The organism is uncultured Paracoccus sp. (assembly GCF_947487305.1).
GTDB lineage: Bacteria > Pseudomonadota > Alphaproteobacteria > Rhodobacterales > Rhodobacteraceae > Paracoccus.
In genome coordinates this window covers 102,800-118,324 of sequence record NZ_CANKWH010000002.1, presented here as the reverse complement: position 1 = coordinate 118,324, position 15,525 = coordinate 102,800, and the positions used below count along the sequence as shown (strand labels likewise).

The window sequence follows — 15,525 nt, the reverse complement described above, 5'->3', positions numbered from 1 at the left end:
TGTGACGGGCAAAAGACGCCCGCAAGCAATAGCTTCGAAGAGGAGTAACATCGATGAAACGCTTGCTGATGAGTGCTGCGATTGCTGCCCTGGCCGTGCCGGCCTTTGCGCAGGACGGCAACACGCCGGAGACGGCCACCGAAGAGGCCGTGCAGGCCACCGAGAACGCTGCTGACGCCGCGACCGATGCGGCTGATGCCGCTGCCGACGCTTCGGCCGATGCCGCTGCCGATGCAGCGGGCGAGGCTGCTGATGCGGCCGGTGAGGCTGCCGATGCCGCTGCGGACGCTGCTGCCGATGCCGGTGCTGCTGCCGAGGCAGAAGTCGAGGCCGATGCCGCTGCTGACGCCGCTGCGACCGAAGAAATGACCGAAGAAGCTGCCGAAGAGACCGTGGTTGCGCCGACCGAGGCTCAGCCGACGCTGGACGCCAGCACGCCGAGCATGCTCGGGAGCTGGGTTGAAGGCCTGCAGGTCTACACCACGAACCAGCCCTCGGACAGCGAATGGAGCGTGCTGGAAGGCGACGCGGTTCCCGAAGAGTGGGATTCGATCGCTGACATCGGCGACATCGTGATCGACGAAGTCGATGGCAAATATGTCGTCGCCGGCTATGTGGTCGACATCGGTGGTTTCCTCGGCATTGGCGCCAAGGAAGTGCTGATCAGCACCGACGCGATGAAGATGGCGACCTTCGGCAACGATGTGATCTTCGCCACCAACTACACCCGCGACGAGCTTGGCGCGCTGCCGGACTTCGACGATTCGATGATGCTGCCCGCCACCCTGGCTCCGGCTGCCGACGCGGCTGCGGCTCCGGCTGACCCGGCTGCCGCCCCGGCGGACCCGGCTGCGGCTCCGGCCGAAGGCGAGCCGGCTCCGGCCAGCAACTAAGGGTCTGACGACCTTCCGGCGCGGCCTGTTCCGCGCCGGCTCCAAGGGGCAGCTTCGGCTGCCCCTTTTTCCATGGATCTGAACTTGTTGTCCGGAAGGTCGGATTTTCGCGCGATCCGCCCTTGACCTCTGCGCAAGCTCTGCGTAAACCGCCCCTCACCCCGGCGGGCGATCGACCGGGGAGGTGAGTGTGCGGTTGTAGCTCAGTTGGTTAGAGTACCGGCCTGTCACGCCGGGGGTCGCGGGTTCGAGCCCCGTCAACCGCGCCACACACACCTTCGCCCGACAAGATATGCGCGGTTGTAGCTCAGTTGGTTAGAGTACCGGCCTGTCACGCCGGGGGTCGCGGGTTCGAGCCCCGTCAACCGCGCCATTGTCTTGCCCTTCCCCCGATCCGTCAGAGAGTTTCTGCCCGAAAGGGGCGATATCGTCGCCCGTGCGCGATCCTCATGGCATGATCATCCCGCCTCACCCGCGCTCGACGCGGCAGTGATAGCAGTTGTTGCTGGCGCTGCGGATGTGGAGAAAGGCGATCTCGGGTCGGGTCAGCAACTCCTCGCAACGCGCCTCGATTTCAGCAGTCGGGACCACCGCGCCGGTGCCATAGATGATGCGCTCGTCACGCGAATAGCCCCGAACGATATAGGCGGGGCTGGTCAGCATCGCGGCGGGGAAATCCGGCCCGCCGGCGGCGCAATAGTCCGAGCACAGAAAGACGGGGCCGGTTTCGGTATAGGGGTTCAGGTCGTCGAAGGGCCGATAGGCGACGATCAGGTAGGGCCTGCCTTCGGGCACTTGACCCAGGCAGTGGCGGCAGGGTGTGCCGCTGCCGGTCGAGGCGGCGACCATTTCGGGCAACAGGCCATAGCTGTCGGTGCCGTGCCTCAGGGCGTTTGCGGTCTCGCTCTTGATCGGCAGGAAACGGATGATCATTTCGGGACTCCTGTTTTGGGTTCCGCTCCGGTATGACGGGCAGGCCCGTTGAACGGGCGCAGAATTCGGGCGTTTCATTCGCAAGGGGGCCGGGGATGAAGGACATGGACAACGCCGAGCAGCTGATCCAGCGCATGGGCGCCGCCGCGCAGGAGGCCACAGCGGCCCTGCGCGAGGCCAGCGCCGAACGCAAGCACGCGGCCCTGATCGGCGCGGCCGAGGCGATCCGGCTGTCGGTGCCAGAGATCCTTGCCGCCAATGCCCTTGACCTCGACTTCGGCCGCGAGAAGGGCCTGTCGGACGCGATGATGGACCGGCTGAAGCTGACCGAGGACCGAATCCGTGGTATCGAGGACGGGCTGCGCGCGGTGGCCGAGCAGCCCGATCCGGTGGGCAGTGTCATCACCGAATGGGACCGGCCGAACGGGCTGCATATCCAGCGCGTGCGCACGCCCATCGGGGTGATCGGGGTGATCTATGAAAGCCGCCCGAACGTCACCGCAGATGCCGGCGCGCTGGCGCTGAAATCCGGCAATGCGGTGATCCTGCGCGGCGGATCGGAAAGCCTGCACTCCTCGAAAGCCATTCATGACTGCATGGTCAAGGGTTTGATTTCGGCGGGTTTGCCGGCCGAGGCGATCCAGCTGGTGCCGACCCGTGACCGGGCGGCGGTCTCGGCCATGCTGCAGGCGCAGGGGTTGATCGACGTGATCATCCCGCGCGGCGGCAAGGGCTTGGTCGGGCTGGTGCAGCGCGAGGCGCGGGTGCCGGTCTTTGCCCATCTGGAGGGCATCTGCCATGTCTATGCCGACCGCGACGCCGATGCGGAGAAGGCATTGCGGGTCGTGCTGAACGCCAAGACGCGGCGCACCGGCATCTGCGGTTCGGCGGAATGCCTGCTGATCGACCGCGCCGCCGATCCCGCCCTGCGCGAGCAGTTGATCACCGCGCTGGTCAAGGCCGGCGTCGAGGTCCGGGCCGAGGGTGAACTGGCGCAGATCGCGGGCACGGTTCAGGCCGCGCCCGATGATTTCGGCCATGAGTTTCTCGACATGATCATCGCCGCCAAACTGGTCGATGGCGTCGAGGGGGCCATCGCGCATATCCGCCACCATGGCAGCCAGCACACGGAATCGATCCTGACCGAGAACGATGCGACCGCGCAACGGTTCTTCAACGGGCTCGACAGCGCCATCCTGATGCGCAACGCCTCGACCCAGTTCGCCGATGGCGGCGAGTTTGGCATGGGGGCCGAGATCGGCATCGCCACCGGCAAGCTGCATGCGCGCGGGCCGGTGGGTGCGGAACAGCTGACCAGCTTCAAGTACCTGGTGACGGGCGACGGCACCGTCCGGCCCTGATCGGGGCCGGGCAGGGGCTGCGACGATCGGTCGCGGCCCCGAGCAGCGCAGATGCGGGGCACGGGGGAAAGGGGCGGCGAAGCCTTGACATTCCCCCCCTCAGCCCCAGTTTGCAGACAAAGAAAACCAACAGGCAAAAGGGCATTTGCATGGCTAATCAGGGCCCCTGGGGCGGCGGAGGCGGCAATAATGGCGGCGACGATGAGGACGGCAAGCGTCCCTCGAACCGTCCATGGGGGGATCAACGCCCCCCGCGCGACCCGCAACGTCCCGAGCGACCCGGTCAGGGCGGCGACCAGATCCCCGAGATCGAGGAGCTGATGAAGAAGGGCCAGGAACGGCTGCGCGTGCTAATGGGCGGCGGCCGTGGCGGCAATCGCCCCAATGGCGGCGGTGGCGGCTCGGGGCCGCGCCGGCCGAATTTCAGCATGAACCGCTCGACCATCGGGCTGATCGCGCTTGGCGCGCTGGCCTTCTGGGGGTTCATGAGCTTCTACACCGTCAAGCCCGAAGAGCGCAGCGTCGAGTTCCTGTTCGGTGACGCGGTAGGTGTCGGTGAGCCGGGTCTGAACTTTGCCCCCTGGCCGTTCGTCACCGCCGAGATCGTGCAGGTCACCGGCGAGCGCGTGACCGAGATCGGCACCGGTGCCGGGCCGATGGATAGCGGGCTGATGCTGACCCGCGACCAGAACATCGTGGACATGGAATATCAGGTGGTCTGGAACATCAACGATCCGGCCAAGTACCTGTTCAACCTGGCCGATCCGCGCGACACCATCCGCGCCGTGGCTGAATCCGCCATGCGCGACATTATCGCGCGGTCGGAACTGGCGCCGATCCTGAACCGCGACCGGGGTGCCATTGCCGAGGATCTGCAGACCCAGGTGCAGCAGACCCTGAACGCCTATGAATCGGGGATCAACGTGGTCCGGGTCAACCTTGACCGCGCCGACCCGCCGCAAGAGGTGATCGACGCCTTCCGCGAGGTGCAGGCCGCGCAGCAGGAACGCGACCGGCTGGAGAAAGAGGCCGATGCCTATGCCAACCGCGTGCTGGCGAATGCCCGAGGCGAGGCCGCATCGCAGCTGGAACAGGCCGAGGCCTATCGCGCCCAGGCCGTGAACGTCGCCGAGGGTGAGGCCGCGCGCTTCAACTCGGTCTACGAGGAATATGTGAAGGCGCCCGACGTGACCCGGCGCCGGATGTATCTGGAAACGATGGAAAAGGTTCTGGGCGACGTGGACAAGGTCATCATCGACCAGTCGGCCGCTGGCGGGCAGGGCGTGGTGCCCTATCTGCCGCTGGACCAGCTGCGCCGTGACCGGCCTGCCAGCAACACCAGCAACACCGGCGGGAACACCGCAGCAACCAACAATGCCACGACCAGCGGGGGGACCAACTGATGGCCACGCCCAGATCCTTTCTCTCCGTCATCGCCATTCCGGCGCTGATCGTCGTGGCCGTGGTGGTCATGTCCTCGCTGTTCATCGTGGACGAGCGCGAAAAGGCGCTGGTGCTGCGCCTCGGCCGCGTCGTCGATGTGAAGGAAGAGCCGGGGTTGGCGGTGAAGGTGCCGTTCCTCGACACGGTGGTGAAATATGACGACCGTATCCTCGGCTTGCCGACCACGCCCTTGGAGGTGACGCCGCTGGATGACCGCCGCCTTGTGGTCGATGCCTTCGCCCGCTGGCGCATCACCGATGTCGTCCGCTTCCGCCAGGCCGTCGGCGTGGCCGGGATCGAGGCGGCGCTGGTGCGGCTGGAGCCGATCGTCAAGACCGCCATCCGCGAGGTGCTGGGTTCGGTGCCCTCGACCGACGTGCTGTCGGATGACCGCACCAGCCTGATGAACCAGATCCGCGACGAGGCCCGGCGCAACTCGACCGGCCTCGGGATCGAGATCATCGACGTGCGCCTGACCCGGACCGACCTGCCCGAGCAGAACCTGTCGGCCACCTATGCCCGGATGCGGGCCGAGCGGGAACGCGAGGCCGCCGACGAGGTGGCGCGCGGGAACGAAGCGGCGCAGCGCGTGCGCGCCGCCGCCGACCGGACCGTGGTCGAGCTGACCTCGGAGGCGCGCAAGCGCGCCGAGGTGGTGCGCGGTGAGGCCGATGCGACGCGGAACGCGATCTATGCCGATGCCTTCGGCCGCGACCCCGAGTTCTTCGCCTTCTCGCGCTCGATGCAGTCCTATGAACGGGCGCTGCAGGGCAGCAACAGCTCGTTCGTGATGCAGCCCGACAGCGAGTTCTTCGACTACCTGGCCAGCGATGGTGCAGAGCGGGCCAACCCGCCTTCCGTGCCGGTGCCGGCAGGAAACAGCGCCGGCACCACGCCTGCGCCGGAAGCGGCGACGGACGAGGAGCTGGTGACGCCGACCGTGACCGACCGTGAGGGCAAGCCGCTTGGTGAATCCGCCGGGGTGAAGCTGACGCCGGTGCCCGAAAGCCTGGTGACGCCGCCCGAGGAACATTCGGAGATGGTGCCGCCGGTCGCGCCGGAAGCGGAGCCGGCCGCAGCAGAGGGCGAGGCCGCACCGGCCGCAGCAGAGGGCGAACCCGCGCCAGACACGGTGGCAGAGCCGGCGCCGGACGAGGAAACAACCGGGAATTGACCATAGCGAAGGGCGGGCCGTGATGCGGACCCGCCCTTTTCGTAACAAAAGTCACGATCAGTTCACTGCCCGAGAGCGTGGTTTATTTGCAACGCGTCCCTAAATCCATGTCATATCAACCCGATCCTGACGCCCGCCGCGAGGACGCGCCGGAGGCCCGCCGGATCATCGAAAAAGAACATGAGGACCATTCGAATGAAGTCGAGTTCCAAGAAATTCCTGACCGCCTCGGCCATCGCGCTGTCGCTGGGTCTGGGCGTCGCGGGCGCGCAGCAGGCCGTCGAGACCGCGCCCTCGGACATCTCGCCCGAGGCGCAGCAGCAGGCGCAGGAAGCCGCCAACCAGAACCAGCCGCTGACCGCGCCCGAAGCCCAGGTGCCCGGCCAGGTGATGCCCGACAGCTTTGCCGACCTGGTCGAGCGGGTCGCCCCGGCGGTTGTCAACATCACCACCACCTCGGTCGTGTCGCAGCCGACCTTTGGCCAGGGTGGCCCGAATTTCCCCGAAGGCAGCCCCTTCTCGGACCTTTTCCGTGATTTCGGCTTCCCCGGCATGCCCGAGGGCGGCCCGGGTGCCCCCGGCGGACCGCGCGGCCAGCAGCGCTCGAACGCGCTCGGTTCGGGCTTCGTCATTTCGGCCGATGGCTTCATCGTGACGAACAACCACGTCATCGACGGCGCCGACGAGATCGAGATCGAGTTCTATTCGGGCGAGACCCTGCCGGCCAAGGTGATCGGCACCGATCCCAAGACCGATATCGCGCTGCTGAAGGTCGACAATGACCAGAACCTGCCCTTCGTCGAGTTTGGCGATTCCGACACCGCCCGCATGGGTGACTGGGTGCTGGCGCTGGGGAACCCGCTGGGGCAGGGCTTCTCGGCCTCGACCGGGATCGTCTCTGCGCGGAACCGCGAGCTGTCGGGCACCTATGACGACTACCTGCAGACCGACGCCGCCATCAACCGCGGCAACTCGGGGGGGCCGCTGTTCAACATGGATGGCAAGGTCATCGGCGTGAACACCGCGATCCTGTCGCCCAATGGCGGCTCGATCGGCATCGGCTTCTCGATGGCCTCGAACGTCGTCGACAAGGTGGTGAACCAGCTGCAGCAATTCGGCGAGACCCGCCGTGGCTGGCTGGGTGTGACCATCCAGGATGTGACCCCGGACATGGCCGAGGCGCTTGGTGTCGGCGATGACACCAAGGGGGCGATGATCACCGAGGTGATGGACGGCCCGGCCAAGGCGGCCGAATTGCAGGCCGGCGACGTGATCGTCGAGTTTGCCGGAGGCGCGGTGGATGACACCCGCTCGCTGGTGCGCCGCGTTGCCGATTCGCCTGCGGGCGAGCCGGTTGATGTGGTGATCCTGCGCAACGGCGAGCGGATGACCAAGCAGGTGACGCTTGGCCGCCGCGAACTCGCCGAGGGCGAGGGCGGTGCCAGCTCGGTGACGTCGGAGGCCCCGGGTGCCAGCGATATGATGGGCATGACGCTGTCGACCCTGACCCCCGAGATCGCCGCCGAACTGGGCGTCTCGCCGGACCTGAATGGTCTGGTGGTGCGCGAGGTGGCCGCCGATGGCGTCGCCGCCGAGAAGGGCCTGGCCGCCGGTGACGTGATCGTCGAGGCGGGCCAGCAGCCGCTGGTCGCGGTCTCGGACCTGGAAACCCAGGTCAATGACGCGCGCGAGGCGGGCCGCAAGTCGATCCTGCTTCTGATCCGTCGCGCCGGCGAGCCGCGCTTCGTGGCACTGCCGATCCAGGACAGCTGAGGCCCGCAAGTGGGGGCGCTGCCCCCACACCCCCGGGATATTTGAACCAGGTGAAAGGGCGGGTTTTATCTCGCCCTTTTCAATGCGCGGCGGATGACCTATTTCCGGCTGCGACAGTGAGGATAGCGACATGGCCAAGATCACCTATATCGAGCACAACGGCACCGCCCACGAGGTCGAGGTCAAGACCGGCATGACCGTCATGGAAGGCGCGCGGGACAATGGCATTCCCGGCATCGAGGCCGATTGCGGCGGCGCCTGCGCCTGCTCGACCTGCCATGTCTATGTCGATGCGGCCTGGATCGACAAACTGCCGCCGAAGGACCCGATGGAAGAGGACATGCTGGATTTCGCCTATGAGCCCGATCCGGCACGTTCGCGCCTGACCTGCCAGCTGAAGGTCTCGGACGCGCTGGACGGGCTGGTTGTGCAGATGCCCGAGCGCCAGATCTGAACGCCGATCCGGGTGAGGTCGCGTTTTGGCGCAAAATGTCGCCTGCAAGGCGGGGCTTGGCCGCAAGGCGGGGTAACGCTCGGGAAACGAACGGAGATTTGACCCCATGTCCGAACTTGTCCTGACCGTCACCTGTGCCTCGCGTCGCGGCATCGTCGCGGCCATCGCCGGTTTCCTGGCCGATCACGGCTGCAACATCACCGATGCGGCACAGTTCGATGACATGGAGAACGGCATGTTCTTCATGCGCGTCAGCTTCCGTTCGGAAGAGGGCGCGGATGCCGAGACGCTGCGCGCCGATTTCGCCGAAGTTGCCGGGGCGATGGAGCTGGACTGGGCGATCCACGATCCCTCGGTGAAGGCCAAGGTCCTGCTGATGGTGTCGAATTTCGGCCATTGCCTGAACGACCTCCTGTATCGCTGGCAGATCGGCGCGCTGCCGATCGAGATCGTCGGCGTGGTCAGCAACCACATGACCTATCAGAAGGTGGTGGTGAACCACGACATTCCCTTTCACCACATCAAGGTGACGCCGGCGAACAAGCCCGAGGCCGAGGCTCGGCTGCTGGCGCTGGTCGAAGAGACCGGGGCCGATCTGGTGGTGCTGGCGCGTTACATGCAGGTGCTGTCGGATGCGCTTTGCCAGAGGATGTCGGGGCGGATCATCAACATCCATCACAGCTTCCTGCCCAGCTTCAAAGGGGCCAACCCCTACAAGCAGGCCTTCGAGCGCGGGGTGAAGCTGATCGGGGCGACGGCGCATTACGTGACCGCCGATCTGGACGAGGGCCCGATCATCGAGCAGGACACGGTGCGTGTGACCCATGCGCAGTCTGCTGCCGATTACGTCACCCTTGGCCGCGACGTCGAGGCGCAGGTTCTGGCCCGTGCCATCCATGCGCATATTCATCACCGGGTGTTCCTGAATGCCGGCAAGACGGTCGTCTTCCCGGCCAGCCCCGGCGGCTATGCCTCGGAGCGGATGGGCTAAGCCTCGATCCGCTGGGGTTTCAGGCTGCCGGTGAGGTTGTTGCCGGCAGCGGCCATCGAGTCCATGTAATCGCTGAAGGCCTGGTGCGCGGCATCGGCCGGGTTCAGACCCGGATGCCAGGCGGTCATGTTGCCGTCGATGGCCATGCGGGCGAGGCCGAACAACAGGCATCGACCGCTGACCAGGATCGAGTGGATGTTCGTCGACCGTTCGATCTGACCGGCGTCCTGGGCATTGGCCAGAAGCCGCAGCATGGTGTCGTGCATTGCCCGGACATAGCGGGCGAGATTTTCATTGGCCTCGAGATCGACCAGCTTGCTGTGCTGAAGAAGGCGGAACTGGGCCGGGTTCTCGATTGCCCAGTTCAGGTAGGCCGTTCCGAGCGCACGGAACTGCGCGATCGGGTCGTCGGGCGGCGCCTGGGTCACGGTGCGCAGGCTGACATCGAAGAGCTTCATCAGCCCCTGTTCGGCCAGCGTGTCGAGGATATCCTGCACCGAATCGAAGACCGCCCGCACCGCTTCCTCGTCCTGTCCGGCGCGCAGGGCGATCTCGGGGATCTCGGGGAAGGACGGCCGATGCTCGGCAATCATCTCGAGCAGCGCCATCGAGACGCTGTCATGCAGACCCGGTCCCGGGCGGGGTGGAACTGGCGGATGACGAACCTTCATGCAGCAGAGATTAGCACCGCTGCGAATGAACGCAGAGCGAAAAACGCGCCGCTGGCGCAACTCGGTGTTTTTGCAACCGAATCGGGCAATTCAATGGCCAGATTCAATTGGAAATTGCAATCAGTGCGCAGGCTATTCAGACAAATCAAGCCGCTATGCGAAACCGCTGAACGCAATCTCAAGAATCAGTTCTAGCCTGACGTTTCCGCTCGTGCGGGTCAAGGAATCGCTTCCTGAGACGGATATTCCGGGGCGTCACTTCGACCAGTTCGTCGTCGTCGATATAGGCAATCGCCTCTTCCAGCGACATGCGGACCGGGGGCGTCAGGCGCACCGCCTCGTCCGTGCCCGAGGCGCGAACGTTGGTCAGTTTCTTGCCCTTCAGCGGATTCACTTCCAGGTCGTTGTCGCGGCTGTGCTCGCCGATGATCATGCCGGTATAGATCTGTTCCTGCGCGCCGATGAACATCTTGCCGCGCTCTTCGAGGTTCCACAGCGCATAGGCCACCGAGACGCCGTTCTCCATCGAGATCAGCACGCCCTGGCGGCGGCCCTGGATGGCGCCTTTGTAAGGGGCCCAGCCATGGAAGATGCGGTTCAGCACGCCGTTGCCGCGGGTGTCGGTCATGAATTCGCCGTGATAGCCGATCAGCCCGCGCGAGGGCACATGGGCGACGATCCGGGTCTTGCCATGGCCGGCGGGGCGCATGTCGACCATGTCGCCCTTGCGGTCGCCGGTCAGCTTCTCGATGACCACGCCGGTATACTCGTCATCGACATCGATGATGACCTCTTCGATCGGCTCCAGCCGCTCGCCGTTCTCCTCGCGGAAGATGACGCGGGGACGCGAGATCGACAGCTCGAAGCCTTCGCGGCGCATGTTCTCGATCAGCACGCCCATCTGCAATTCGCCCCGGCCCGAGACGATGAACGCATCGCCGCCCGGCGTGTCCTCGATCTTGATGGCGACGTTCGATTCGGCCTCTTTCATCAGCCGCTCGCGGATGACGCGGGACTGCACCTTCTTGCCATCCTGACCGGCCAGCGGGCTGTCATTGATGCCAAAGGTGACGCTGATGGTGGGCGGATCGATCGGCTGCGCCGGCAGGGCGGTATCGATCTCGGGGGCGCAGAGGGTATCGGCCACGGTGGCCTTGGCCATGCCGGCGATGGTGACGATGTCACCGGCCTCGGCCACGTCGATGGCGGTCTGGGTCAGCCCGCGGAAGGCCATGACCTTCGAGATGCGGAACTGCTCGATCCGCTCGCCGTCGCGGGCCAGCGCCTTGATCGTGTCACCGGCTTTCGCACGGCCGGCCTCGACCCGGCCGGTCAGCAGGCGGCCGACGAAGTTGTCGGCGCCAAGCGTGGTGGCCAGCATCTGGAACGGCTCGTCCTTGCGGGCGATCTGCTTGGGCGGCTCGACATGGCGCAACACCATGTCGAACAGCGCCGACATGTCCTTGCGCGGGCCGTCCAGCGACTCGTCGGCCCAGCCCCCGATGCCCGAGGCATAGAGATGGGGGAAATCCAGCTGTTCGTCGGTGGCGCCGAGGTTGGCGAACAGGTCGAAGACATCGTTCAGCGCGTCATCGGGCTCGGCCGCCGGCTTGTCGACCTTGTTCAGCACCACGATCGGCTTCAGCCCCAGCGCCAGCGCCTTCGAGGTCACGAACTTGGTCTGCGGCATCGGGCCTTCGGCGGCATCGACCAGCAGGCAGACGCCATCCACCATCGACAGGATGCGCTCGACCTCGCCGCCGAAATCGGCGTGGCCCGGGGTGTCGACGATGTTGATGCGCGTGCCCTTCCACTCGACCGAGGTGGCCTTGGCAAGGATGGTGATGCCCCGTTCGCGCTCGATGTCGTTGCTGTCCATCATGCGCTCGGCGGTCGCCTGGTTCTCGCGGAAGGCCCCGGACTGCTTCAGCAGTTCATCCACCAGCGTGGTCTTGCCATGGTCGACATGGGCGATGATGGCGATGTTGCGGATATCCATTGGGGCGCGTCCTTCAGTATGCGGGGCCGCCCTAGCGAATTGGGCAGGGAAAAGCCAGATCGAAATTCACAGGACAAAGGGCCGGCCGGAACGCGCCGCCCTTCGCTGATCAATCGCGAGAGAGTGACGGGCATATGGCGGTCATCGCCAGACTTGGCAAGGGCCGCGATTGCCGCCGTGGGGTCATCCAGACGCGCGCGCTTTCGTCATACAGAAAACGCGGCCCTGTCGATGACAGGGCCGCGCATCGCGATAGCCTCGGCGGCCGTGGTTCAGCGCAGTCCGAGCATGGACAGGATGAACAGCACGACGACCACGAGGCCGATGATGTAGATGATCGAGTTCATAGCCTCTGTCCCTGGTTCCGGTCGCGGTTACGACACGAACGAGATGACGGCCAGAACGACGACGACGAGACCGACGATATAGATGATGGAATGCATCCGCTTCCTCCGTTGATGGCTGCAACGTCTGGCAGGTCAGCGCCCGACGCCCTTCTGGTCATGCAACGAATTGAAAAGGCGCATGGTTCCCGACAGGCAGAGGGAATACCGATCAGCGCGCCCGATTTGCCTTGCCGAGCCAGCCCAATCCCGCCTCGGTTGTCCCGGCCGGCTTGTATTCGGCGCTGACCCAACCGGTGTAATTGTCGGCCAGCAACTGCTTCAGGAATGCGGCATGGTCGTTCTCGCCCTTGTCCGGCTCGCAGCGGGTCGGCGCGCCGCCGATCTGGACATGGCGCACCAGCGCGCGGTGGCGCTGCCAGCAGCCCGCCACGTCGCCGGTGATCCGGTGGGCATGGTAGCTGTCGAATTGCAGCCCCAGGTTGGGCGCGCCGACCGCCGCGATGATCTCGGCAGCGAGGTCGAAGTCGTTCAGGAAATAGCCCGGCATGTCGGTGCCGTTCAGTGGCTCGATGGTCAGGCTGGTCTGGGGTGCCCGCGCCGTGGCCCAAGCCAGATTGCCGATCAGCGTCTCGCGCGCCGCGGCCCCCTCTGCCACGCCGGACATGATGTGGATATGCTCGGTCCCCAGTGCCCGGCCAAAGCGCAGGGCGCGGTCGAAATCGGCCCGGAACCGGCCGACCAGCGAAGGATCGGCGGCAAAGCCGCGTGCGCCGCCCGTCCAGCTGGGCGGCGGTGCGTTCAGAAGCACGAATTGCAGCCCGTTCGCCCGTGTGGCCTGAACCAGCTCCTTGGCGGCAAGGTCATAGGGGAACAGCACCTCGACACCGGTGAAGCCCGCTTGCGCCGCCGCCTCGAAGCGTTGCAGCAGCGGGCGCTCGGTGAAGAGCATGGTCAGGTTGGCAGCGAACTTCAGCATGAAGGCAGGATTAGCCTAGAATTCCAGCGGGAAGAATTGGCCAGAAGAGCGCACCCCCACCTTGCCCTGGGGGCCCTCATCCGCCGCCGCCGCCAGCCGGTAGAAGGTCTTGCGGTCGATCAGCGCCTCGAGCCCCCGGCGCACATGCACATAGGGGCGCGGCTCCTGCGCATCTCCGCGCAGGATGATCGGGTTCTGGGCATCCGCCACCACCTCGTCGCCGACATTGGTGGTAAAGGTGATGCGGTCAGGGGCGATCTCGGCATCCACGGCGATGAAGGGCGCATCCTCGACCACGATGCCGACCTTCTCGACCGGGGTGACGAGGAAATACTTGTCACCCTCGCGCTTCAGGACGGTCGAGAACAGCCGCACCATCGCGGGCCGGCCAATCGGCGTTCCCTGGTAGAACCAGGTCCCGTCGGCCTTGATGCGCATGTCCAGATCGCCACAGAAGGGCGGGTTCCACAGATGCACCGGCGGCAGGCCGGTCTTGCCCGCCTTGCTGGCAGCCGCCGCGATACCCTCGGCGCTCGGACTTGCGCTCACGCGATTGTCAGTCTCATCTGCCATTCGATATGGTCGCCCGAACTTCTGTTATCTATGGTCGGTCTAAAGCACAAATGAGGCGTTGTCATGGGTTCGGACGAAAAACTGGTGGCGGATGTCGAGGCGCTTGGCGATGCGTTGAAGCGCGCGCGCGCCAGCATCGAGCGGCGCTTTGTCGGCCAGCATGCCGTGGTCGAGCAGGTGCTGGCCGCGATCCTGTCGGGCGGTCACGCGCTTCTGGTCGGCCAGCCCGGTCTGGGCAAGACCATGCTGGTCGAGACGCTTGGCACGGTGATGGGCCTTGGCACGCAGCGCATCCAGTTCACTCCCGACCTGATGCCCGCCGATATCCTCGGCTCCGAGGTGCTGGACATGACCGCCGATGGCCGGCGCGAGTTCCGCTTTATCGAAGGCCCGGTCTTTACCCAGCTGCTGATGGCGGACGAGATCAACCGCGCCAGCCCGCGGACGCAATCGGCGCTGCTGCAGGCGATGCAGGAGCATGAGGTCACCATCGGCGGCCAGCACCGCCCGCTTGGCCGGCCCTTCCATGTGCTGGCCACCCAGAACCCGATCGAGCAGGAGGGCACCTATCCGCTGCCCGAGGCGCAGCTGGACCGCTTCCTGTTGCAGATCGACGTGGATTACCCCGACCGCGACACCGAGCGCGACATCCTTCTGGCCACCACCGGGGTAGAGCAGGGCGAGGCCCATGCCGCCTTCGATCCCGAGGCGCTGATCGCCGCGCAGCGGCTGATCCGGCAGATGCCGGTGGGCGAAAGCGTGGTCGAGGCCATTTTGTCGCTTGTCCGTTCGGCCCGTCCCGGCGCGCCCGAGGCGGCGGGCTGGGTCGCCGACAGCCTGATCTGGGGTCCGGGTCCGCGCGCGGCGCAGGCGCTGATGCTGGTCACGCGGGCGCGTGCCGCCCTGCATGGCCGTTTCGCGCCGACGCTGGAAGATGTCGAGGCGCTGGCCGCGCCGGTCATGCGTCACCGCATGGCACTGTCCTTTGCCGCACGGGCGCGGGGCGAGACGGTGGATGGCGCGATCCTGCGTCTGCTGGATGAACGGTCGGGTCAGACGAGGGCCGCGTGAGCACGGACGCCGCCGATCTTCGCGCAAGGGCCGAGGCCGAATCCGGCGGCCTGCCGGCGCTGGTCCTCTCGGCCGAGCGTCTGGCCGCGCTGATCGCGCCCGGGGCGCATGGCCTGCGGCGCAGCGGTCCGGGCGAGGATTTCTGGCAATACCGCCCCGCGCGCGAGGGCGACACCGCCCGCAGCATCGACTGGCGGCGCAGCGCGCGTTCGGACGCGCAATTCGTCCGCGACCGCGAGGCGCAATCGGCGGAGGCGGCGGTGATCTGGGCCAGCGCCGGGCAGGGCATGGGCTATCGCGGCGCCGCCAGCCGCCCGACCAAGCGCGACCGCGCGCGTCTGCTGGCATTGGCGCTTGGCATGGTGCTGTTGCGCGGGGGCGAGCGTGTGGGTCTGGCCGGCCAGCCTCCGCGCGCGGGCCGGTTGCAGACCGACAGGCTGGCGCAGGGCTTGGCGATGCAGGCCGAGGCCGGCACCGATGCCGACCAGCCGCCACTGACCGCGCTGCGCCCCAACCAGCGGGTGGTGCTGATTTCCGACTTCCTCGGTGATCCCGGATGGGTCAGCGATTACCTCGCGCGGGCGGCGGCGCTTGGCGTCTCGGGAGCGCTGCTGCAGGTGCTCGACCCGGATGAAGAGGTCTTTCCCTTCGATGGCGCGGTGCTGTTCCGTTCGGTCAGCGGCCGCGTCAGCCATGACACCCGCGATGCGGCGGGCCTGCGCGCCGCCTATCTGGATCGGCTGGCCGAGCGGCGTGATTTGCTGACCCGAGGCGCGCAAGGCGCGGGCTGGCATTTCGGCACGCATGACACGGCGACACCGCCGGCAGCGGCGCTGATGTGGCTCTATCAGGTTCTGGGGGGCTGA

Annotated in this window: 15 protein-coding genes and 2 tRNA genes; 12 read left to right on the top strand and 5 right to left on the bottom strand. The window is 66.3% G+C overall.

Translation table 11 applies throughout. From position 1 onward, the window contains the following. Positions 1 to 53: 53 nt before the first annotated feature. The 3 genes from Q1A36_RS03170 to Q1A36_RS03160 all read left to right on the top strand — a co-directional run bounded on the left by Q1A36_RS03170 (position 54) and on the right by Q1A36_RS03160 (position 1,266). On the top strand, positions 54 to 893 hold the full coding sequence (locus Q1A36_RS03170) for a hypothetical protein (RefSeq protein ID WP_299839661.1): 840 nt from the start codon (positions 54 to 56) through the stop codon (positions 891 to 893). Between the two features lie 192 nt (positions 894 to 1,085). Next, positions 1,086 to 1,162, top strand: a tRNA-Asp gene (locus tag Q1A36_RS03165). Positions 1,163 to 1,189: 27 nt separating this feature from the next. Beyond that, positions 1,190 to 1,266: transfer RNA gene (locus Q1A36_RS03160), tRNA-Asp, on the top strand. Between the two features lie 95 nt (positions 1,267 to 1,361). On the opposite strand, the gene Q1A36_RS03155 is transcribed toward Q1A36_RS03160, so the two are convergent. Beyond that, positions 1,362 to 1,826 carry a DUF1203 domain-containing protein gene (locus Q1A36_RS03155; RefSeq protein ID WP_299839659.1) on the bottom strand — a complete coding sequence of 155 codons (465 nt, stop codon included), beginning with the start codon at positions 1,824 to 1,826 and terminating at the stop codon, positions 1,362 to 1,364. Positions 1,827 to 1,921: 95 nt separating this feature from the next. Here Q1A36_RS03155 and Q1A36_RS03150 point away from each other — a divergent pair, with 95 nt between their 5' ends. From Q1A36_RS03150 to purU, 6 genes are all read left to right on the top strand, one after another. Beyond that, on the top strand, positions 1,922 to 3,187 hold the full coding sequence (locus Q1A36_RS03150) for a glutamate-5-semialdehyde dehydrogenase (protein ID WP_299839656.1): 1,266 nt from the start codon (positions 1,922 to 1,924) through the stop codon (positions 3,185 to 3,187). A gap of 149 nt (positions 3,188 to 3,336) precedes the next feature. After that, the gene (gene hflK, locus Q1A36_RS03145; RefSeq protein WP_299839653.1) at positions 3,337 to 4,590 is read left to right on the top strand and encodes an FtsH protease activity modulator HflK; all 1,254 of its coding nucleotides are present in this window, start codon (positions 3,337 to 3,339) and stop codon (positions 4,588 to 4,590) included. Next, positions 4,590 to 5,804 (top strand): protease modulator HflC, encoded by a 1,215-nt coding sequence (locus Q1A36_RS03140; RefSeq protein WP_299839651.1) that lies wholly within the window; start codon positions 4,590 to 4,592, stop codon positions 5,802 to 5,804. The genes hflK and Q1A36_RS03140 overlap by 1 nt, the downstream gene beginning before the upstream one ends. Before the next feature lie 195 nt (positions 5,805 to 5,999). Continuing rightward, the gene (locus Q1A36_RS03135) at positions 6,000 to 7,577 is read left to right on the top strand and encodes a Do family serine endopeptidase (RefSeq protein ID WP_299839648.1); all 1,578 of its coding nucleotides are present in this window, start codon (positions 6,000 to 6,002) and stop codon (positions 7,575 to 7,577) included. A gap of 130 nt (positions 7,578 to 7,707) precedes the next feature. Beyond that, positions 7,708 to 8,031 (top strand): 2Fe-2S iron-sulfur cluster-binding protein, encoded by a 324-nt coding sequence (locus tag Q1A36_RS03130; RefSeq protein ID WP_101751705.1) that lies wholly within the window; start codon positions 7,708 to 7,710, stop codon positions 8,029 to 8,031. A gap of 106 nt (positions 8,032 to 8,137) precedes the next feature. After that, positions 8,138 to 9,022: a formyltetrahydrofolate deformylase gene (gene purU / locus Q1A36_RS03125; RefSeq protein ID WP_299839640.1), complete on the top strand. Its 885-nt coding sequence runs from the start codon at positions 8,138 to 8,140 to the stop codon at positions 9,020 to 9,022. Here the strand turns inward: purU and Q1A36_RS03120 are convergent. Then, positions 9,019 to 9,693, bottom strand: coding sequence for a TetR-like C-terminal domain-containing protein (locus Q1A36_RS03120; RefSeq protein ID WP_299839637.1), 675 nt, complete (start codon positions 9,691 to 9,693; stop codon positions 9,019 to 9,021). The genes purU and Q1A36_RS03120 overlap by 4 nt on opposite strands. On the opposite strand from Q1A36_RS03120, the gene Q1A36_RS03115 reads away from it, so the two are divergent. Beyond that, positions 9,679 to 9,888, top strand: a complete 210-nt coding sequence (locus tag Q1A36_RS03115) for a hypothetical protein (RefSeq protein WP_299839634.1) — start codon at positions 9,679 to 9,681, stop codon at positions 9,886 to 9,888. The two genes, Q1A36_RS03120 and Q1A36_RS03115, sit on opposite strands and share 15 nt — an antisense overlap. On the opposite strand, the gene typA is transcribed toward Q1A36_RS03115, so the two are convergent. The 3 genes from typA to Q1A36_RS03100 all read right to left on the bottom strand — a co-directional run bounded on the left by typA (position 9,872) and on the right by Q1A36_RS03100 (position 13,588). Continuing rightward, on the bottom strand, positions 9,872 to 11,692 hold the full coding sequence (gene typA, locus Q1A36_RS03110) for a translational GTPase TypA (protein WP_101751702.1): 1,821 nt from the start codon (positions 11,690 to 11,692) through the stop codon (positions 9,872 to 9,874). The genes Q1A36_RS03115 and typA overlap by 17 nt on opposite strands. A 555-nt stretch (positions 11,693 to 12,247) precedes the next feature. Then, positions 12,248 to 13,015: a TIM barrel protein gene (locus Q1A36_RS03105; protein WP_299839630.1), complete on the bottom strand. Its 768-nt coding sequence runs from the start codon at positions 13,013 to 13,015 to the stop codon at positions 12,248 to 12,250. A 15-nt stretch (positions 13,016 to 13,030) separates the two neighbouring features. Further along, on the bottom strand, positions 13,031 to 13,588 hold the full coding sequence (locus Q1A36_RS03100; RefSeq protein WP_299839627.1) for a DUF1285 domain-containing protein: 558 nt from the start codon (positions 13,586 to 13,588) through the stop codon (positions 13,031 to 13,033). A gap of 63 nt (positions 13,589 to 13,651) precedes the next feature. On the opposite strand from Q1A36_RS03100, the gene Q1A36_RS03095 reads away from it, so the two are divergent. Together Q1A36_RS03095 and Q1A36_RS03090 are read left to right on the top strand one after the other, a co-directional pair. Further along, the gene (locus Q1A36_RS03095; RefSeq protein WP_299839624.1) at positions 13,652 to 14,659 is read left to right on the top strand and encodes a MoxR family ATPase; all 1,008 of its coding nucleotides are present in this window, start codon (positions 13,652 to 13,654) and stop codon (positions 14,657 to 14,659) included. Next, complete coding sequence (locus Q1A36_RS03090; RefSeq protein WP_299839621.1) at positions 14,656 to 15,525, top strand: DUF58 domain-containing protein; 870 nt, start codon at positions 14,656 to 14,658, stop codon at positions 15,523 to 15,525. The genes Q1A36_RS03095 and Q1A36_RS03090 overlap by 4 nt, the downstream gene beginning before the upstream one ends.

Coding starts and splice junctions, on each gene's coding strand:
- Q1A36_RS03115 (WP_299839634.1), top strand. CDS start 9,679: ATGACGAACCTTCATGCAGCAGAGATTAGCACCGCTGCGAATGAACGC.
- Q1A36_RS03150 (WP_299839656.1), top strand. CDS start 1,922: ATGAAGGACATGGACAACGCCGAGCAGCTGATCCAGCGCATGGGCGCC.
- Q1A36_RS03095 (WP_299839624.1), top strand. CDS start 13,652: ATGGGTTCGGACGAAAAACTGGTGGCGGATGTCGAGGCGCTTGGCGAT.
- Q1A36_RS03130 (WP_101751705.1), top strand. CDS start 7,708: ATGGCCAAGATCACCTATATCGAGCACAACGGCACCGCCCACGAGGTC.
- Q1A36_RS03135 (WP_299839648.1), top strand. CDS start 6,000: ATGAAGTCGAGTTCCAAGAAATTCCTGACCGCCTCGGCCATCGCGCTG.
- purU (WP_299839640.1), top strand. CDS start 8,138: ATGTCCGAACTTGTCCTGACCGTCACCTGTGCCTCGCGTCGCGGCATC.
- typA (WP_101751702.1), bottom strand. CDS start 11,692: ATGGATATCCGCAACATCGCCATCATCGCCCATGTCGACCATGGCAAG.
- Q1A36_RS03100 (WP_299839627.1), bottom strand. CDS start 13,588: ATGGCAGATGAGACTGACAATCGCGTGAGCGCAAGTCCGAGCGCCGAG.
- hflK (WP_299839653.1), top strand. CDS start 3,337: ATGGCTAATCAGGGCCCCTGGGGCGGCGGAGGCGGCAATAATGGCGGC.
- Q1A36_RS03170 (WP_299839661.1), top strand. CDS start 54: ATGAAACGCTTGCTGATGAGTGCTGCGATTGCTGCCCTGGCCGTGCCG.
- Q1A36_RS03140 (WP_299839651.1), top strand. CDS start 4,590: ATGGCCACGCCCAGATCCTTTCTCTCCGTCATCGCCATTCCGGCGCTG.
- Q1A36_RS03155 (WP_299839659.1), bottom strand. CDS start 1,826: ATGATCATCCGTTTCCTGCCGATCAAGAGCGAGACCGCAAACGCCCTG.
- Q1A36_RS03120 (WP_299839637.1), bottom strand. CDS start 9,693: ATGAAGGTTCGTCATCCGCCAGTTCCACCCCGCCCGGGACCGGGTCTG.
- Q1A36_RS03105 (WP_299839630.1), bottom strand. CDS start 13,015: ATGCTGAAGTTCGCTGCCAACCTGACCATGCTCTTCACCGAGCGCCCG.